Raw genomic sequence first — 17,638 nt, 5'->3', positions numbered from 1 at the left:
GTCGGTTGTGGCGCTCCCACACGAACCACAACGCGCATCTCGTGCGGTTACAACTAGCATCTCGACCCGTCACGACTGACGTCTCGACCCGTCACAACCGGCAACTCGACCCGCGACCCTCAGGGGTAGGCGATCCCCGTCGTCTGCTCGGAGAGCTCCCAGAGCGCGCGGGCGGCGTCGGGGTCGCGGGCGAGCCGGGAGGCGGAGACCGGTCGGGGCGGACCGGCGAGCTCGAAGGGACCGCCGGGGCCGACGTACGACGCGCGCGGGAGGTCGGCGGTGGCAGCCATGAGCGTCGGCCAGGAGCCGGCCTCGGGGGTCTGGGCGACCGCGGAGGAGGCGGCCTGACCGATGCTCGAGAAGCGTCCCCAGCGGGCCATGGGCCCGTTCGCGACGAGATGCGTGTCGGCGTAGCCCGGGTGCGCGGCCACGGCGGTGATCGGCAGTCCGGCCGCGCGGACGCGCCGGTCGAGCTCGTAGGTGAAGAGCAGGTTCGCGAGCTTGGACTGCGCGTAGGTGCCCCATGCCGAGTAGCGGCCGACCGGCACGGTCGGATAGGAGAGCGGCGCGCGCCGGGCCATCTTGTGCATGAGGCTCGCGACCGTGACGACCCGGCCGGAGCCGCTCGCGACCAGCGACTCCAGCAGCAGCCCGGTGAGCAGGAACGGGCCGAAGTGGTTGGTCGCCAGCTGCAGGTCGAGCCCGTCGACGGTCCGCTGCGGGGGCGTCGCCATCACGCCGGCGTTGTTGACCAGCAGCCGGAGCGGCCCACCGAGCTCGTACGCCGCGTCGGCGATCGCCTCGGCACCGGCCCGCACGGAGCGCAGGTCGGCGAGGTCGAGGGCGACCTTCTCCGTCCGCGCGGTCGGGACGGCGTCGTGCAGCGCCTTGTCCGCGGCGTCGAGGCGCTCCCACGAGCGGCCGGCGAGGATGACCGCGGCGCCGTGGCTCGCGAGCCCACGCGCGGTGTGCCAGCCGATGCCGCCCGCCGTGGGTCCTGTGACGACGGCGATCGTGCCGCTGAGGTCCGGTATCGAGGCGGTCGACCAGGTCACGGGGTCACCGCCAGGGACGCGATGACGCGGGCGCCGAGGTCGGGATCGCCGCCGACCTCGAACCGCTCGGACGGCACCTCGCGGCGTCCGCCGGCGCGCAGCAGGAACGACTCGCGGTCGGTCGCGATCCGCACGCTCGGCTGTGCGGGCGGCGCGTCGAGCAGCCGGCCGCGGCCGTCGTCACCGACCTCCGCGGCGACCGGCGCGCTCCCCTCGACCTCGAGGACGGCGGTCGTGCCGGGCAGTGCGCCGACCTGCTTGGCGAGGACGAACCCCAGGCTCTCCATCAGGTACGACGTCGTGTGGTCGCCCGCGGGGGAGTCGAGGTTCCCCGGGCGGCCCGTCGCCCGGCGGACGTCCTGCTCGTGCATCCACACGTCGAGCGGCCGGTTGCGGAACAGGGTCCGCGTCGACCAGCCGATGGCGCCGAACACGCCGGGCGCGGGCTCGTCCGGGTCCCTCGGTGGTGTGGCGAGGAGGGCTTCGCGGCGGCGCGCGGTGGTCGCGCGGATCTCGGCGACGATCTCGGCGCCGGTCCGGTCGCTGCGGGTGAGCACCCCGATCTCGGTGAACTGCCCCATCGGGCCGCGCACGTGCGGCAGGTCCGGCACCTCGGCAGTCTCGTGCGGGCCGCCGGCGAGCACCGACTCGAGGTGGGCGACGTGCGCGGCAACCGCCCGCACGTCCCAGCCGGGCAGGTCGGTCGGGAGGTCCCACGCGGCCTCGGGCAGGTCGGCCAGGAAGTCGGCCAGGTCGGTGACCGCTCGCCACCACAGCTCGGTGAGCGCCCCGAGTCCTCCGCGCTGAAGGTCGTCCATGCCCACACCCTAGGAGAGAGCGAGCGTACGGCGACAGCCGTCCACGACGACCGCCCCGACGGTGCCGGTCACCTTAAGGTGACCGGCATGGACATCTCGGATGTGTTCTTGGACCTGCTCCGCCACGGGGCGTCCGAGGAGGCGTTCGACGCGGCGTTCGACGACGTCGCCGAGGTGGCCCGGGCGCGCGGCGCGACCGCGGAGGAGCTGGACCGGCTCCGTGAGCGGCGGGCCATCGCTCGGCAGATCAGGGAGCGGCTGCAGCGTCACCAGAAGCGTGAAGCCGAGCTGACCGCGCTCTTCGACACCGCGAACGACCTGATCGCGATCCGCGACGTGGACGCGATCCTGGCGGCGATCGTCCGCCGCGCCCGCCAGCTGCTGGGCGCCGACCTGGCCTACCTCTCGCTCAACGACGAGGCGGAGGGGGCGTCCTACATGCGCGTCACCGACGGCTCCGTCTCCGCGGAGTTCCGCGCCCTGCGGCTGCCGCTCGGCACGGGGCTGCTCGGACTGGTGGCGCAGCGCGGGGCGCCGTACTACACCGACGACTACCAGCACGATGCGCGCTTCATCCACCGCGACTACATCGACCATGCCGTCGGGGACGAGGGGATCCGGGCGATCCTCGGCGTACCGCTGACCGTCGAGGGCCGGGTGATCGGGGCGCTGCTCGCCGGGCACCGGTCGGTCCGCGCCTTCCCGCGCGGCGAGGTCAGCCTGCTGACGTCCTTCGCCGCGCACGCCGCGGTCGCGCTCGAGAACGCGCGGTTGTTCCAGGAGACCCAGGCCGCGCTGGCCGAGCTGGATGCCGCCAACCAGCGGATCAGCGAGCAGGCTCACGCCCTCGAGCTCGCGGCCGGGGCGCATGACCGGCTCACCGAGATCCTGCTCCGTGGTGGCGGCGTCGGTGACGTCGCCGCGATCCTGGGCGACCTCCTCCAGGCGTCCTTGGCGGTGTACGACGCCGACGGTCATCTCGTCGCGACCGTCGACGATGACGAGGCGACCCAGGGTGCCCCTGACCTCTCACCCGCCGACCTGGCGGCCGCGGCGGAGGAGTCACGGACGAAGGGGCGCTCCGTCGAGCTGGACCGGCAGGGACGGCAGGGACGGCCGGTATACGTCGCCGCCGCGCTCGCCGGCGCCGAGCACCTCGGGACGCTGGTGCTCCACAGCGGTGCGGAGCCGCTCACGCCGGGTGCCCGCCGGACGCTCGAGCGCGGCGCCGTGGTGAGCGCGCTCGTCCTGCTCTTCGCCCGGGCAGCCGCAGACGCGGAGGACCGGGTGCGCGGCGAGCTGCTGACGGACCTGCTGAGCGAGGCAGAGCACAGCGTGGAGGCGCTCCGGGCGCGGGCGCGCCGACAGGGTGCCGACCTCGACCGGCTCGGCGTGGTGGCCGTCGCGGACGTCGCCGGAGACGACCGGCACAGTGCGGCCCGGGCCGCGGCGCGGCTGGCGAGCGAGCTCGGCGGGCTCGGCGGTGAGTACGAGGGCACCGTGGTGCTGGTGGCCCCGGGGCAGGCACCACGTCCGGTGGGGGAGACGCTCTCGCGCCGCCTGGCCGCGCGCCTGGGAAGCCAGGCCGTCACCGTCGGGGTGGCGACAGACCCCCAGCGGCGCACCGGCCCGGCCGGCGTACGCGCGGCGTGGCGGGAGGCGCGCGGCTGCCTCGAGGCGCTGCACGCGCTCGGCCGGTCGGGCGAGGTGAGCGATCCGACCGGTCTGGGTCTGGCGCGCCTGCTGCTCGGGCACAACGGTCCTGATGACCTCGGCGGCTTCCTCGATGACACACTCGGCCCCCTGGTCGCGTACGACGAGCGGCGCGGCACCGACCTCGTCGGGACGCTCGACGCGTGGTTCGCTGCCGGAGGCCGTCTGGCGGCGACGGCCCAGTCCCTGCACCTGCACGCCAACACCGTGTCGCAGCGGCTCGAGCGGATCAGCCGACTGCTCGGACCGCGCTGGCGCGAGCCGGACCGGATGCTCGATCTGCAGCTCGCGCTCCGACTCTGGCGGCTGCGCAGCGTCCCGCGTTGACACCGTCGGGTCCCCACATCTTGTGCGCGCGAATGTGTGGGGACGCCACATGTCCGCAGCCACAGCCGGATGCGTAGCGTTCCCGGCCATGAGTGAGACGAGCGTCACACCGTCCGTGCCGTCTCCGTTCCTCGCCGGCCGCCGCGGACTCGTCACCGGTGGTGGCAGCGGCATCGGTCGTGCGGTCGCCCAGCGACTCGCGGCCGACGGCGCGCGCGTGTGCGTCGTCGACATCGACGAGGCGGCGGCGCGGGCCGTCGCCGACGAGGTCGGAGGCGACCACCTCGCGCTCGACCTCAGCGACGGTACGGCGATCGACGAGGCCGCCGCGGCCGGCCGGCTCGCGACCGACATCCTGGTCAACAACGCCGGCGTCCAGCACGTCGCCCCGGTGGAGGAGTTCGAGCCGGACCGGTTCGCGCTGATCCAACGGCTCATGGTCGAGGCTCCCTTCCGGCTCGCCCGGGCCGTCCTGCCCGGCATGTACGAGCGCGGCTGGGGCCGGATCGTCCACGTCTCCTCCGTGCACGGTCACCGTGCGTCGCCGTACAAGTCGGCGTACGTCGCCGCCAAGCACGGCCTGGAGGGGCTCTCCAAGGTGATCGCCCTCGAGGCCGCAGGCCGGGGCGTCACCAGCAACACCGTGGCTCCGGGCTACGTCCGTACGCCGCTGGTCGAGGGCCAGATCGCGGCCCAGGCGCAGGCGCACGGCATCGCGGAGGACGAGGTGCTCAGCCGCGTCCTGCTCGCCCGAACCCCCGTCGGGCGACTCGTCGAGCCGGAGGACGTGGCCGCCGTGGTCGCGTTCCTCTGCGGCTCGTACGCGGACGCGGTGACCGGCACCTGCTACCGCCTCGACGGCGGATGGACGGCGGCCTGAGCGCCGACCGCCCGCTTCATCGTCATCAGGTTCGAAAGGAACACGATCCCCCATGACCGTCGACAAGACGCCGGTGGGCGCCAACGCGCCCACCCGAGGCAACTCCATCGTCAAGGTGGTGTTCGCCAGCCTCATCGGCACCTCCGTCGAGTGGTATGACTTCTTCCTCTACGGCTCGGCGGCCGCCCTGGTCTTCGGCAAGCTCTTCTTCCCCGACTCCGACCCGGTCACCGCCACGCTGCTCTCCTTCGGCACCTATGCCCTCGGCTTCGTCGCCCGCCCGCTCGGGGGCATCGTCTTCGGCCACTTCGGTGACCGGGTCGGCCGCAAGAACATGTTGGTCATCGCCCTGCTGATGATGGGCGTCGCGACGATCGCGATCGGCCTCCTGCCGACGCACGCCACCATCGGCGTCGCGGCGCCGATCCTGCTCCTTGTCTGCCGGCTCGTGCAGGGCTTCGCCGTCGGTGGCGAGTGGGGCGGTGCCGTGCTCATGGCCTCGGAGAACGGTGCCGACCAGCACCGTGGCTTCTGGGCCTCGTGGCCGCAGGGTGGCGTGCCGCTCGGCAACCTGCTCGCCACCGGCGTGCTCTGGGTGCTCCAGGCGGTCCAGTCCGACGACACGTTCGAGTCCTGGGGCTGGCGCATCCCGTTCATCCTCTCGGCGGTCCTCGTCGTCATCGGCCTCTGGGTGCGACTCAGCCTCGTCGAGTCGCCGGTCTTCGCCGAGGCCAAGGCGGCGATGGAGGAGACGGCCGAGCGGCACCTGCCGCTCCTCTCGGTGATCCGGAGCTACCCGCGCGAGGTCCTCGTCGCCATGGGCATGCGCCTGGCGGAGAACACGTCGTACTACATCTTCGTCACCGTCGTTCTGACCTACGTCAAGACCTACCTCGACGCGGACACCGGCGTGATCCTCGAGGCGCTCCTCATCGGCGCGGCGATCCAGTTCGTGGCGGTCCCGCTCGTCGGGGCGCTCTCGGACAAGGTCGGTCGACGCCCGCTCTACCTCGTCGGCGCGATCGGCGTCGGCGTCTGGGTGTGGTTCTTCTTCGGTCTGGTCGACTCGCTCAGCGAGCCCAAGGTCCTGCTCGCGGTCGTGGTCGGCCTGCTCTTCCACACCTTCATGTACGCCCCGCAGGCGGCGTTCTTCTCCGAGCTCTTCGGCACCTCCGTGCGCTACACCGGCGCGTCAGTCGGCTATCAGCTCGGCTCCATCCTGGCCGGTGCGCTGGCCCCGATCATCGCGGTCGCGCTGCTCGGCGAGGTGTCGGAGAAGAACACCACCGCGGTCGCGATCTACGTCGGCATCACGGCGGTCATCACGGTTGCCGCGGTCCTCGTTGCCACGGAGACGCGTCACACCTCGCTCCGCCACGACCGCGTGCTGCAGGCGCACGACGGCGCGACCGTGGCCGAGCCGCTCGACCAGGCCGTCGACCAGGCCCTCGACCGGGCCTGAGCCGACGCTCGACCGCCGCCCGGCTCACCCGAGCGCGAGCCGGGCGGCGACGACCAGCATCACGAGGGCGACGACGACGTCGAGGACCTGCCACGCCCGCGGCTTGGCGAGCAGTGGCGCGAGCAGCCGCGCACCGAAGCCGAGCGCGCAGAACCACACGATGCTGGCGAGGCCGGCGCCCGCCGCGAACCACCACTGTCCTCCTATGCCGTGGCCGGTGTCGTGTGCTGCGGCGATCGAGCCGAGCAGCAGCACGGTGTCGAGATAGACGTGCGGATTGAGCCAGGTCAGTGCGGCGGCCCGTCCGAGGACGCGCGACCGCGGCGCGGCGCCGCCGGCCTCGGCCGCCAGTCGCTCGGGCCGCCCGGCCCGGCGCAGCGAGCCGGCGGCGTACCAGACCAGGAAGGCGACGCCGAGCCACCGGACCACGGTGAGCACCCAGCGGGCATGATCGACGACGGCGCCGATCCCGCTGACGCCGGCGGCGATGAGGACGAGATCGGAGAGCGCGCACAGGACCACCACCGCGCCGACATGGGAGCGCAGGAGCCCCTGTCGGAGGACGAAGGCGTTCTGCGCGCCGATGGCGACGATGAGGGAGAGCCCGGTCAGGAGCCCGGCGGTGCCGGCGTCGATCACGCCCCGAACGTACGGCGCCGGAGGCTGTGAAGACCAACGAATGTTCCTTCCTGAAGTGAAGCAGCACTTACCATTGCGCCGTGCGGTTCGATCCTGCCCAACTCGAGACCCTCGTGACGATCACCGAGGAGGGCACCTTCGAGGCCGCCGCCCGCCGCCTCCACCTCACCCCGAGTGCGGTCAGCCAGCGGGTGCGCGCCCTGGAGCGGGCGGCGGGCCAGGTCCTGGTCAGGCGTACGACGCCCTGCGCTGCGACGCCGGCAGGGCTGCCGCTCGTGCGGCTGGGCCGGCAGCTCAGGCTGCTCGCGGACGAGGCCGCGGCCGAGCTCGACGAGGACGGCGTGGTCGAACTGGCGGTGGCGGTGAACGCGGACTCCCTCGCGACCTGGTTCCGGCCGGTGCTGGACGCCGTGGCGCAGCGCCCGGGCACGGTCCTCCGGCTCGCCGTGGAGGACCAGGCCTACTCCCACGACCTGCTCCGCCGCGGCGAGGTGCTGGCCGCAGTGACCAGCGAGCCGGAGGCGGTCCAGGGCTGCGTCGTGGAGGCGCTCGGGAGCCTGCGCTACACGCCCGCGGCGACCTCGGCCCTGATCGAGCGCTACCGGCACGGCCGGGGCGTCGACTGGACGGCGATGCCGGTCGTCGTCTTCAACGAGAAGGACCACGTGCAAGACGACGTCCTCGCGGCCCACGGCGCGACCCGTCCGCCGGTCGTCCACCGGGTGCCGACCTCGACCGACTTCCACGAGGCGGTCCGCCGGGGACTCGGCTGGGGCGCGGTCCCCGCACCCCAACTGGAGCCCGACCTCGCCGCGGGGCGGCTGGTCCGCCTTCCGGGCGGACGGCCCGTCGACGTCCCGCTCTTCTGGCAGCGCTGGCGGCTCGACTCGCCGGCGCTGGTGGCGCTCACCGAGGACGTACGCCGCAGCGCTGCCGCCGCGCTGCGGCGACCGCGCTGAGCGGGTAGATCTGCAGTCATGGGGGAGCGGACGGTCAGATCCGGCCCTCGTCGTCGTACCGCGTCTCGCGACGGGGTTCGCCGTAGCCCCGGCGCTCCTCGACGTGCGTGCTCGTCACCCGGCTGCGCTGGTGGTTGACCACGAGGCCGAGCAGGATCGCGAGGACGCCGACGGCGAACAGGATCCAGCCGAGCGTGTCGCTCGCGATGTGGTTCTCCCAGCTCGTGGGAAGGTCCACGGCACCTGTCACCAGGATGAGACCGAGGACGATCAGGACGATGCCGACACCGATGACCATGGGGTACTCCTTCCGTGCGGCTCGGCCACCGATACCCGGTGCCGGCGCCGGGCATGCCCGCGAACGACACCGCGGCCCGCCCGGTGGAGACCGGACGGGCCGCGGAGGCAGTGGGTCAGAACGCCGACTCGGGCAGCTCCATGATCGCGTTGTCGATCGCCTCGGCGATGGCACGCTCGGCGCTGATCTTCGGCAGGTTGTAGGCGGCGAAGAACTTCGCGGCGGCGACCTTGCCCTCGTAGAAGTCCTTGTCCTTGCTCGCCCCGGAATCAGGCGCAGCACCCGCCAGCTTGTCGAGGGCGACCTCGGCCTGGCGCAGCAGGAGCCAGGCGCAGACGACGTCGCCGACGGCCATGAGGAGGCGCGAGGTGTTCTGGGCGACCTTGTAGATGTTGCTGATGTCCTCCTGCGAGGCCATCAGGTCGTTGAACATGTGGCCGACGATCGCGTTGACGTCCTCGAGCGCGGTCGCGAGGAGCGCGCGGCTCTCCTTGAGCTCGCCGTTGCCCTCGGCCTCGAGGAACGACTTGATCTCGCCCGCGAGGTGGCCGAGCGCCTGACCCTGGTTCTTCACGATCTTGCGGAAGAAGAAGTCCTGGCCCTGGATCGCGGTGGTGCCCTCGTAGATCGAGTCGATCTTGGCGTCGCGGACGTACTGCTCGAGCGGGTATTCCTGGAGGAAGCCCGAGCCGCCGAAGGTCTGGAGCGACTCGGTGCCGAGGATCGTCCATGAGCGCTCGGAGCCGTAGCCCTTGACGATCGGGAGCAGCAGGTCGTTGACCGCCTCCGCGAGCTCGTTCTTCTCGCCGGCGAACCCGGCGATCGCGACGTCGTCCTGCCAGCACGCGGTGTAGATCACCAGCGCGCGCATGGCCTCGGCGAACGACTTCTGCACAAGCAGCGAGCGGCGTACGTCGGGGTGGTGGGTGATCGTCACGCGCGGGGCGGTCTTCGCGGCGTTGGTGAGGTCGGCGCCCTGGACGCGCTCCTTGGCGTACTCCAGCGCGTTGAGGTAGCCCGTCGAGAGGGTCGCAATCGCCTTGGAGCCGACCATCATGCGGGCGTTCTCGATGACGTCGAACATCTGGGCGATGCCGTTGTGGACCTCGCCGAGCAGCCAGCCGCGCGCGGGCTCGCCGCCGCCGACCTGCGGGTCGCCGAAGGTGAGCTCGCAGGTGTTGGAGACCTTGATGCCCATCTTGTGCTCGACGTTCGTGACGTAGACGCCGTTGCGCTCGCCGGTCAGGTCGCCGGTCTCCGGGTCGAAGTGGTGCTTCGGGACGAGGAACAGGGAGAGACCCTTCGTGCCGGGGCCGCCGACGCCCTCGATGCCCTCGGGGCGCGCGAGCACCAGGTGCATGATGTTCTCCTGGAGGTCCGACTCGGCGCTCGTGATGAAGCGCTTCACGCCGGTGATGTTCCAGGTGCCGTCCTCGTTGAGCGTCGCCTTGGCGCGGCCCGCGCCGACGTCGGAGCCGGCGTCGGGCTCGGTGAGCACCATCGTGGCGCCCCACAGCCGCTCGACCATGATCTCGGCGATGCGCTTGTCGCGGTCGGTGCCGTTGTTGTAGACCACCCGCGCGAAGAACGGGCCGGCGCCGTACATCCAGATCGGCGCGTTGGCGCCGAGGACGAACTCGGCCGACGACCAGACCAGCGACTGCGGGGCGGTGGTGCCACCGATCGCCGCCGGCGTCTGAAGGCTCCAGAAGCCCGCCTCCATCCAGGTGTCGTAGGACTTCTTGAACGCCGCCGGGACGGGAGCGGTGTGCGTCGTGGGGTCGAAGACCGGCGGGTTGCGGTCGCTGTCCTCGTACGACGCGGCGAGGTCCTCGCGGCACACGCGCTCGATCTCGGCGAGGATCTCCTTGGCGGTGTCGACGTCCAGGTCCTCGTAGGGGCCGGTGCCCAGGATCTTGTCGCGGCCGAAGACCTCGAAGAGGTTGAACTCCACGTCGCGCAGGTTGCTCTTGTAGTGGCTCACTGCTCCACCTTCTGTGTCGGATCGGGTGACTGACCCGCGTCGCAGCATCGGGGTGCGCCACGGAGCGCGCTACTGGTCAGTAACTTCAATCATAAAGAGGCACTCAGAGCGTCGCAAGGCGCCCCCGGTGTGGCCCTGGACGCAGTCGTGATTCCCGAGACTTCGGTACGCCGGCGGCAGGGCCGCGCGCCGGCTATGCCGATCGGCCGGCAACCGATCGGGCCCGGCGGGCATCCCAGAGAGGTCAGACCATGTCAATGTCCCCAGGGGTTGCTCGTGATCAACCGACCGTTCGTCCGCAAGGCGGTCCTCGCTGCCGCTGCCATGCTCCCGCTTGGTGCCCTCGTGTCTGTCCTCGTCGCGGCGCCTGCCGACGCCGCGACGCCGTCCAAGAAGGACCAGCGTGCCGCCGTCGTGCGCGTCAACCGGGCGCTCCCCGCAGGGGATGCAATTCACTACAACGTGCACGGCGGGCCGACGTCGCACTGGCGCAAGGCGCCCAACGACATGCTTCACCTCCGCCTGAGGATCACCCGCACCGGAAGGACGCCGACGCTCGCGTTCACGATCAGGTCACGGACGGTGATCTGGCCGGCGACCGCCCGGCGAGGCGAGAAGTTCTCCCTCGATGCCCAGGGCGGCGGGTCCATCGAACTCAACCTCGAGGGCACGAAGCCGAAGATCCAGGTGTGGGGTGCCCACTGGTGGCTCCAGAAGTGCCCGGCGGCGACGCTGGCGGTGTGGCCGAAGTACGACGAGGTGCATGCGGTGGTCCCGCTGGCCTGCCTCAACGCGGGCAACCTGCGCAGCGTCCGTCTGCGGCCGTTCTCGCAACTCGACGCGACCCGGCCGCCGTACGACGGCTCGGAGGACTGGGAGACCGACGACGTGGGGCCTTGGACGCGGGTGCTGCCGCTGACGCCGAAGAAGCGGCTGCTCTCGTGATCGGCGGAGCGTCAGACGTGCCTGGTGCGTCTCACGCTCCACCGATCACCCCAGACGTGCGTCAGTGTGCTCGGCGATCCACTCCACGAGGGGGCGTACGGCGCGCCAGTCGCGGCGCACCTCGTCGAGCAGGTCGCTCGTGTGGATGACGGGCTCGAAGCCGAGCGACCGCCCGACGACGAGCGACCGGTGGCGGAGCAGCTCGATGCGGGGGTGGTCGGCGTCGTACCCTCGCGGGCTGGTCTTGAGGCGGTCGCCGCCGACGTCGTACCCCTTCTTCTCCAAGACCCCGAGGCGCCGCTCCAACTCGGCGCCGTAGGTGTCGTGGGCGACGGCGGCGCGGAAGGCGGCCAGGCGGGGCGACTCGAGGTGGTAGGAGCCGCCACCCGTACGGACACCGCGCGGCGAGACCTCCACGTAGTAGCCCGTCGCGTCGGCGACGCGGACGAAGGCGCCCTGATGGGTCTTGTACGGCGTCTTGTCCTTCGCGAACCGCACGTCACGGTAGGGCCGGAAGATCTTCGCCGCCCCGAACTCCTCCTCGAGCGCGGCGGTCAGCGCCTTCATGGGCGCCAGCACCGACTCGGTGTAGACCGCCTTGTGCGCCTCCCAGAAGGACCGGGTGTTGTCGACCTCGAGGTCGTCGTAGAAGTCCAGCGCCGCGACCGGGAAGCCATCGAAACCCACGGGGTCAGCCTACGAGCCGGCAGGTGGGGCGTACGACGACGGCCGGGTCCCGATGGGGACCCGGCCGTGTGCGGAGCGGATGACGAGACTCGAACTCGCGACATCAACCTTGGGAAGGTTGCGCTCTACCAACTGAGCTACATCCGCATGCGCTCCCCGTGTGGGGAAGCGCGACGCGATGCTACCTCACGAGGCGGCGGAGGTCGGAAAGGGCGTCAGATCCGGATACTTCGGGGCCAGCCCGTCGCCCGAGCTCCGGCCGGTGACGCGCCGCTTGACCCAGGGGCCGGCGTGCTCGCGGGTCCACTCCCAGTTGGCGCGGCGCTGCTCCGCGCGAGTCAGCAGCGGGCGGGCCAGCGGCGGCGGCACCGGCAGGTCGTGGCGGACGCCGAGGACGTCGAGGACCTTGCGCGCCATGAGCGCGTGGCCGGCGCTCGACATGTGCAGCCGGTCGACGTCCCAGTAGCCCCAATCGTCGTACTCGCTCATCCGCCAGTAGTCGACGAGCGTCGCCCCGCGGCGGTCGACAACCTCGCGGACCAGCTCGTTGTAGTAGGCGAAGCGACCCCGCAGTGGCTTGTAGAAGCGGGACGCGCGGGCACCGAAGGCGGTGAAGAGCACCACTCGGGCGCCGGTGTCGGCGAGGCGCGCCACAGCGGCGTCGTACTCCTTCATGAGGGCGTCGAGGTCGACCCGCGGGCGCAGGATGTCGTTCGCGCCGGCATAGAGCGTGACGAGGTCGGGCTTCAGCGCGATCGCCGGCTCGAGCTGCTCGGCGACGATCGCGTGGAGCTTCCGACCGCGGATGGCGAGGTTGGCGTAGCGGAAGTCCGCGTTGACGGTGGCGACCGTCTCCGCCATCCGGTCCGCCCAGCCGCGGACGCCGTTCGGACGGGTCGGGTCGGGGTCGCCGACCCCCTCGGTGAAGGAGTCCCCGAGCGCGACGTAGCGGGTGAACCGGCCGGGGATGAGCGCGTCGAGGACCATGTCATCCATTGTGCGGAGGGACCCGGGCGCGGCATGCGCCGGGTAGGTTGTCCGCGTGCTGCTGAGCGACAAGGACATCGTGGCCGAGATCGAGGCCCGGCGGATCGTCATGGACCCGTGGGAGGAGTCCATGCTGCAGCCGTCGTCGATCGACGTGCGTCTCGACCGCTTCTTCCGGGTGTTCGAGAACCACAAGTACCCCGACATCGACCCGGCCGCGGACCAGTCCGACCTGACCCGGCTCGTCGAGCCCGACGGCGACGACCCGTTCATCCTGCACCCGGGCGAGTTCGTGCTGGGGTCGACCTACGAGGTGGTGAGCCTGCCCGACGACGTCGCCGCGCGGGTCGAGGGCAAGTCGTCGCTGGGGCGCCTGGGGCTCCTCACCCACGCGACCGCCGGGTTCGTGGACCCGGGCTTCTCCGGCCACGTGACCCTGGAGCTGGCCAACGTCGCGACGCTGCCGATCAAGCTCTACCCCGGGATGAAGATCGGACAGTTCTGCTTCTTCCGGCTCTCCTCGCCCAGCCAGCATCCCTACGGCTCACAGAAGTACGGCTCGCGCTACCAGGGCCAGCGCGGCCCGACGCCGTCGCGCTCGTTCCAGAACTTCCACCGCACCACGATCTGAGGAGCGACCCGCCGGCCCGGCCGGTGTAGTCCGGGACGCACCGGTCGCCCTACTCGTCGGTAACCGACGGAAACGTCCCGGACTATCTCGTTCTGGCCTGCGTACGACGGCCGGGCGAGCGCCGACCCCTTGCCGGATGACCCGGTGATTCGGTTAGGCTGGCCTAAGTAAGTCAGGCCTAAGTAGAGAGGCGGACCCGTGATCCGTCGTACGAAGACCGTGGTCGGCACCGCTGCCGCCACGGCCGCGCTCCTTCTCGGGGGCGGCGTGCTCACCGCATGCAGCACCGGCTCGACCAGCGCCGACGACGCCCCCGCGGCGTCCGCGTCCAGCTCCGTGGACCCGCATGCGTTCCCGGTGACGATCAAGCACGCCTTCGGCGAGACCACGATCACCAGCGAGCCGAAGCGGATCGTCTCGGTCGGCGTCAACGACCAGGACATGCTGCTCGCGCTCGGCGTCGTGCCGGTCGGGATCGAGAAGGAGACCTGGGGCGGCGACGCCAAGGGCAGCACCCCGTGGTTCGAAGCCAAGCTGAAGGAGCTCGGCGGCACCATGCCGGCGGTCATCGACGAGACCGACGACATCCCGGCCGACGAGGTCGCCAAGCTCGACCCCGACCTGATCCTCGCCACCTACTCAGGGATCACCAAGGCGCAATACACCAAGCTCTCGAAGATCGCGCCGGTCGTCGCCTACCCGGACAAGCCGTGGGCGACCAGCTGGCAGCAGTCGCTCGAGATGGACGGCAAGGCCGTGGGCCGCTCCACGCTGGCCGCCCAGGTCGAGAAGGAGACCGAGGCGGCGTTCGCCCAGGCCCGGAAGGACTACCCGCAGATCCAGGGCAAGACCTTCATCTGGGCGGCGCTCGCGACCTCCGACCTCTCGCAGATCTCCTACTACACGCCGACCGACGCCCGCCCGGCCTTCCTCACCGCGATCGGCATGAAGAACGCCCCGGTCATCGAGAAGATCTCGCCGAAGAACGCGTTCTACGGCACCATCTCGGCCGAACGCGCCTCCGAGCTGAAGTCGGACTTCCTCTTCACCTACGCGGTCAAGGACTCCGACGCGAAGACCTTCGCCGACGACAAGCTGATCGGCCAGATCCCGGCGATCAAGAGCGGTCACATGCTGGCCTCGACGGACAACGTGTCCTCGCTCGCGGCCGGCGTCCCGACGCCGCTGTCGGTCCCGTACGCCCTGGAGCACTTCGTGCCCAAGGTCGCGGAGGCGGTCGCCGGGAAGTGACCGGCACCGCCGCTCCCACGCTTGCTCCGGCCGGGCCGGCCACACCCGGCCGGAGCCGTGGACCGGCGTCGCGGACGTACGCCGCCGGTGGGCTGCTCCTCGGCCTGCTGGTGGTGGCGTCCGCGGCCTCGGTGCTCGTCGGCTCGAAGATGGTCGCGCCGACGGATCTCCTCCACCACGGCAGCGTGGGGCAGGCGATCATCGAGACCCGGCTGCCGCGCACCGTGCTCGGCCTGCTCGTCGGCGCCGCGCTCGCCCTGGCCGGCGGCTGCCTGCAGGGGCTCACCCGCAACCCGCTGGCCGACTCCGGCCTCCTCGGTGTCAACGCAGGCGCCTCCTTCGCGATGGTCCTCGCCGTCTCGGCCTTCGGCGTCAGCTCGCTGCACTCCTACCTGTGGTTCGCCTTCCTCGGCGCCGCCGTCGCGGCGGTGGCCGTCCACGCGGTCGCGTCGTTCGGGCGCGACGGCGCGACCCCCGCCAAGCTCGTCCTCGCCGGTGCGGCGCTCTCCGCCGGCGTCGCGAGCTGGACCAGCGCGGTGCTCCTGACCGACAAGCAGACCTTCGACGTCATGCGCCGCTGGCAGGTCGGCACCCTCGGCGGCCGCGGTTGGGACGTCGTCGGGACGGGGCTCCCGTTCCTCGCGGTCGGTGCCGTGCTCGCGCTCGCCGGCGCCCGCACCCTCGACACGCTCGCGCTCGGCGACGACCTCGCCAAGGGCCTCGGTCGGCGCACCGCGCTCGACCGGGTCGCCATCGGCCTCGCCGCGGTCCTCCTGGCCGGCACCTCGACCGCCCTCGCCGGCCCGATCGCGTTCGTCGGCCTGGTCGTGCCTCACGCGGTCCGCGCGCTGGTCGGCAGCGCCTACACCCGTGTCCTCCCGCTCTCGATGGGGTACGGCGCCGTGCTCGTCGTCCTCGCCGACGTCGTCGGACGCGTCGTGCTGCCGCCCACCGAGGTGCAGGTGGGCATCATGACCGCCGTCGTGGGCGTCCCGGTCTTCTGCTGGTTCCTGCGGCGCGGACGGATGGCCGGCCTGTGAGCACCCGACGCGCCGTCGCGCACGACCGAGCCCGGCGTCCCGCCTGGAACGGGGACCGCGCATGACCCCGCGGAGCCTTCTCGAGCGGACGCCTGCCGCGGCGCCGCCGGTCGCCGTCGTACGACGGGCGCGGCGTGGACCGCGGCGGCGGCTCGCCCTCCTGGCCGGCGGCCTGACGGCGGTGCTGGTCGCGCTCTTCCTCCTGCGCGTGCTGGGCGGCGACTACATCATCACCGTGCCCGACTTCGTGCGGATCCTCGGCGGCAAGGACATCCCCGGCGCGAGCTTCATCCTGATGGAGAGCAAGCTTCCGCGCGCGGTCATGGCCGTCCTCGTCGGGCTCGCGTTCGGCACGGCCGGCGCCATCTTCCAGAGCACCCTGCGCAACCCGCTCGCCAGCCCCGACATGGTCGGCGTCAGCATGGGGGCGAGCGCGGCGGCGGTCTTCGGGATCGTCGTCCTCGGTCTCTCCGGGACCTCGCTCTCGGCGGTCGCGATCCTGGGTGCGGTCGTCGTCGCCGCGGCGATCCGGCTGGTGGCCGGCCCCGAGAGCGGTTACCGCCTGGTGCTCGTCGGCGTCACCGCGGCGGCGGCGCTGCTCGCCGTCGTGCAGTACCTCTTCACCCGCGCCGACGAGTACGACGCGCACGCCGCCCTGCGCTGGCTCACCGGCAGTCTCAACGCCGCCGACTGGCCGACCATCCGCGTCCTCGCGCTCTGCCTCCTCGTGCTCCTGCCGCTCGTGGCCTGGGTCGCCCGCTCCCAGCGCGTCCTCGAGCTCGGCCCCGACGTCGCGTCCGGCCTCGGCGTCACGAGGGCGTACGCCGACGGCCTGCTGCTCCTCGCCGTCCTGCTCACCGCGCTCGGCGTCGCCGCCGCGGGGCCGGTCGCGTTCGTGGCGTTCGTCTCCGGGCCGATCGCCCGGGCCCTCAACGGCGGGCGCACGACCCTGCTGGGCGCCGCCCTCGTCGGCGCGATCGTCATGGTCGGCGCGGACCACCTGGCGGCGTACGCCATCCCCGACGTGAACTTCCCCGTCGGGGTCGTCACCGGCGCGTTCGGGGCGCCGTTCCTGCTGTGGTTGCTCGCCTCCGGGCGAGCCGGAAGGAGATCGTCATGAGGCTCGTGGCGGACGGGGTGACCCTCGGCTACGGCGGGAAGGACCAGCGCGCCGTCGTCGACGCGGTCAGCCTGGAGATCCCCGACCGGGCGACGACCGTCATCGTCGGACCCAACGGCTGCGGCAAGTCGACGCTGCTGCGCGGCATGGCCCGCCTGCTCCACCCCACCCACGGTGCGGTGCTGCTCGACGGCAAGGCCGTCCACCAGCAGCCGACGAAGGAGGTCGCCAAGGTGCTCGGTCTGATGCCACAGTCGCCGATCGCACCCGAGGGCATCACCGTCGTCGACCTCGTCGGCCGTGGCCGAGCGCCCCACCGCGGGCCGCTCTCGCGCTGGAGCACGGCCGACGACGAGGCCGTGGCGGAGGCGCTTGCGCTCACCAGCACGCTCGAGCTCGCCGACCGCGTCGTCGACGAGCTCTCCGGCGGCCAGCGGCAGCGGGTCTGGGTCGCGATGGCGCTCGCCCAGCAGACCGACCTGCTGCTGCTGGACGAGCCCACGACCTTCCTCGACGTCGCCCACCAGCTCGACCTGCTCGACCTGCTCCATTCCCTGCGCCAGAGCCGCGGCACCACCGTCGTGATGGTGCTGCACGACCTCAACCTCGCGGCGCGGTACGCCGACCGCCTCGTCGCCCTCCGCGACGGCCGGGTCGTCGCCGAGGGGACGCCCGCGGAGGTCGTCACCGAGGAGCGCGTCCGCGAGGTCTTCGGGCTCGACTGCCGGGTCGTGCCCGACCCGGTCGCCGGCACACCGCTCGTCGTCCCGATGGGCCGCCACCACAGGGTGCCGTCCGACACCCCCGAGCCTCAGCTCGCCCTCGACGGATCGGAAGCCTGA

General features: G+C 71.9%; 17 protein-coding genes and 1 tRNA gene. 10 read left to right on the top strand and 8 right to left on the bottom strand.

Going from position 1 to position 17,638, the window contains the following annotated elements; translation table 11 throughout:
• Nucleotides 1-119 precede the first annotated feature (119 nt).
• Both AB3X52_RS11425 and AB3X52_RS11420 read right to left on the bottom strand, forming a co-directional pair.
• The gene (locus tag AB3X52_RS11425) at nucleotides 120-1,055 is read right to left on the bottom strand and encodes an oxidoreductase (RefSeq protein ID WP_367994199.1); all 936 of its coding nucleotides are present in this window, start codon (nucleotides 1,053-1,055) and stop codon (nucleotides 120-122) included.
• On the bottom strand, nucleotides 1,052-1,873 hold the full coding sequence (locus AB3X52_RS11420; protein ID WP_367994198.1) for a maleylpyruvate isomerase family mycothiol-dependent enzyme: 822 nt from the start codon (nucleotides 1,871-1,873) through the stop codon (nucleotides 1,052-1,054). The genes AB3X52_RS11425 and AB3X52_RS11420 overlap by 4 nt, the downstream gene beginning before the upstream one ends.
• An 87-nt stretch (nucleotides 1,874-1,960) precedes the next feature.
• Between AB3X52_RS11420 and AB3X52_RS11415 the strand changes: the two genes are divergently transcribed.
• The 3 genes from AB3X52_RS11415 to AB3X52_RS11405 all read left to right on the top strand — a co-directional run bounded on the left by AB3X52_RS11415 (nucleotide 1,961) and on the right by AB3X52_RS11405 (nucleotide 6,255).
• Nucleotides 1,961-3,913 (top strand): helix-turn-helix domain-containing protein, encoded by a 1,953-nt coding sequence (locus AB3X52_RS11415; RefSeq protein ID WP_367994197.1) that lies wholly within the window; start codon nucleotides 1,961-1,963, stop codon nucleotides 3,911-3,913.
• 88 nt (nucleotides 3,914-4,001) lie between these two features.
• Entirely contained in the window at nucleotides 4,002-4,793 is a 792-nt protein-coding gene (locus AB3X52_RS11410; protein WP_367994196.1) for a 3-hydroxybutyrate dehydrogenase, read from the top strand.
• A gap of 52 nt (nucleotides 4,794-4,845) precedes the next feature.
• On the top strand, nucleotides 4,846-6,255 hold the full coding sequence (locus tag AB3X52_RS11405) for an MFS transporter (protein ID WP_367994195.1): 1,410 nt from the start codon (nucleotides 4,846-4,848) through the stop codon (nucleotides 6,253-6,255).
• Nucleotides 6,256-6,279: 24 nt separating this feature from the next.
• On the opposite strand, the gene AB3X52_RS11400 is transcribed toward AB3X52_RS11405, so the two are convergent.
• Nucleotides 6,280-6,894, bottom strand: coding sequence for a LysE/ArgO family amino acid transporter (locus AB3X52_RS11400; protein ID WP_367994194.1), 615 nt, complete (start codon nucleotides 6,892-6,894; stop codon nucleotides 6,280-6,282).
• A gap of 80 nt (nucleotides 6,895-6,974) precedes the next feature.
• On the opposite strand from AB3X52_RS11400, the gene AB3X52_RS11395 reads away from it, so the two are divergent.
• On the top strand, nucleotides 6,975-7,853 hold the full coding sequence (locus tag AB3X52_RS11395; protein WP_367994193.1) for a LysR family transcriptional regulator ArgP: 879 nt from the start codon (nucleotides 6,975-6,977) through the stop codon (nucleotides 7,851-7,853).
• A 34-nt stretch (nucleotides 7,854-7,887) separates the two neighbouring features.
• On the opposite strand, the gene AB3X52_RS11390 is transcribed toward AB3X52_RS11395, so the two are convergent.
• Entirely contained in the window at nucleotides 7,888-8,151 is a 264-nt protein-coding gene (locus AB3X52_RS11390) for a DUF6458 family protein (RefSeq protein ID WP_367994192.1), read from the bottom strand.
• A gap of 115 nt (nucleotides 8,152-8,266) precedes the next feature.
• On the bottom strand, nucleotides 8,267-10,135 hold the full coding sequence (locus AB3X52_RS11385; protein WP_367994191.1) for an acyl-CoA dehydrogenase: 1,869 nt from the start codon (nucleotides 10,133-10,135) through the stop codon (nucleotides 8,267-8,269).
• 276 nt (nucleotides 10,136-10,411) lie between these two features.
• Between AB3X52_RS11385 and AB3X52_RS11380 the strand changes: the two genes are divergently transcribed.
• The gene (locus AB3X52_RS11380; protein WP_367994190.1) at nucleotides 10,412-11,080 is read left to right on the top strand and encodes a hypothetical protein; all 669 of its coding nucleotides are present in this window, start codon (nucleotides 10,412-10,414) and stop codon (nucleotides 11,078-11,080) included.
• A gap of 45 nt (nucleotides 11,081-11,125) precedes the next feature.
• Here the strand turns inward: AB3X52_RS11380 and AB3X52_RS11375 are convergent, their stop codons facing one another.
• The 3 genes from AB3X52_RS11375 to AB3X52_RS11365 all read right to left on the bottom strand — a co-directional run bounded on the left by AB3X52_RS11375 (nucleotide 11,126) and on the right by AB3X52_RS11365 (nucleotide 12,754).
• On the bottom strand, nucleotides 11,126-11,767 hold the full coding sequence (locus AB3X52_RS11375) for a DUF2461 domain-containing protein (protein ID WP_367994189.1): 642 nt from the start codon (nucleotides 11,765-11,767) through the stop codon (nucleotides 11,126-11,128).
• Nucleotides 11,768-11,841: 74 nt separating this feature from the next.
• Nucleotides 11,842-11,914 (bottom strand) — tRNA-Gly (locus AB3X52_RS11370).
• A gap of 39 nt (nucleotides 11,915-11,953) precedes the next feature.
• Nucleotides 11,954-12,754, bottom strand: coding sequence for an SGNH/GDSL hydrolase family protein (locus AB3X52_RS11365; RefSeq protein ID WP_367994188.1), 801 nt, complete (start codon nucleotides 12,752-12,754; stop codon nucleotides 11,954-11,956).
• A gap of 55 nt (nucleotides 12,755-12,809) precedes the next feature.
• On the opposite strand from AB3X52_RS11365, the gene dcd reads away from it, so the two are divergent.
• From dcd to AB3X52_RS11340, 5 genes are all read left to right on the top strand, one after another.
• Nucleotides 12,810-13,385 (top strand): dCTP deaminase, encoded by a 576-nt coding sequence (gene dcd, locus AB3X52_RS11360; protein ID WP_367994187.1) that lies wholly within the window; start codon nucleotides 12,810-12,812, stop codon nucleotides 13,383-13,385.
• Nucleotides 13,386-13,583: 198 nt separating this feature from the next.
• Complete coding sequence (locus AB3X52_RS11355; protein ID WP_367994186.1) at nucleotides 13,584-14,636, top strand: iron-siderophore ABC transporter substrate-binding protein; 1,053 nt, start codon at nucleotides 13,584-13,586, stop codon at nucleotides 14,634-14,636.
• Nucleotides 14,633-15,676 carry a FecCD family ABC transporter permease gene (locus AB3X52_RS11350; protein WP_367994185.1) on the top strand — a complete coding sequence of 348 codons (1,044 nt, stop codon included), beginning with the start codon at nucleotides 14,633-14,635 and terminating at the stop codon, nucleotides 15,674-15,676. The genes AB3X52_RS11355 and AB3X52_RS11350 overlap by 4 nt, the downstream gene beginning before the upstream one ends.
• 61 nt (nucleotides 15,677-15,737) lie before the next feature.
• Nucleotides 15,738-16,796, top strand: coding sequence for a FecCD family ABC transporter permease (locus tag AB3X52_RS11345; RefSeq protein WP_367994184.1), 1,059 nt, complete (start codon nucleotides 15,738-15,740; stop codon nucleotides 16,794-16,796).
• Complete coding sequence (locus tag AB3X52_RS11340) at nucleotides 16,793-17,638, top strand: ABC transporter ATP-binding protein (protein WP_367994183.1); 846 nt, start codon at nucleotides 16,793-16,795, stop codon at nucleotides 17,636-17,638. Before AB3X52_RS11345 ends, AB3X52_RS11340 begins: the two co-directional genes overlap by 4 nt.

The sequence above is a fragment of the Nocardioides eburneus genome (genome assembly GCF_040838215.1).
Lineage (GTDB): Bacteria > Actinomycetota > Actinomycetes > Propionibacteriales > Nocardioidaceae > Nocardioides > Nocardioides eburneus.
This window is presented reverse-complemented; position numbering and strand designations above follow the sequence as displayed.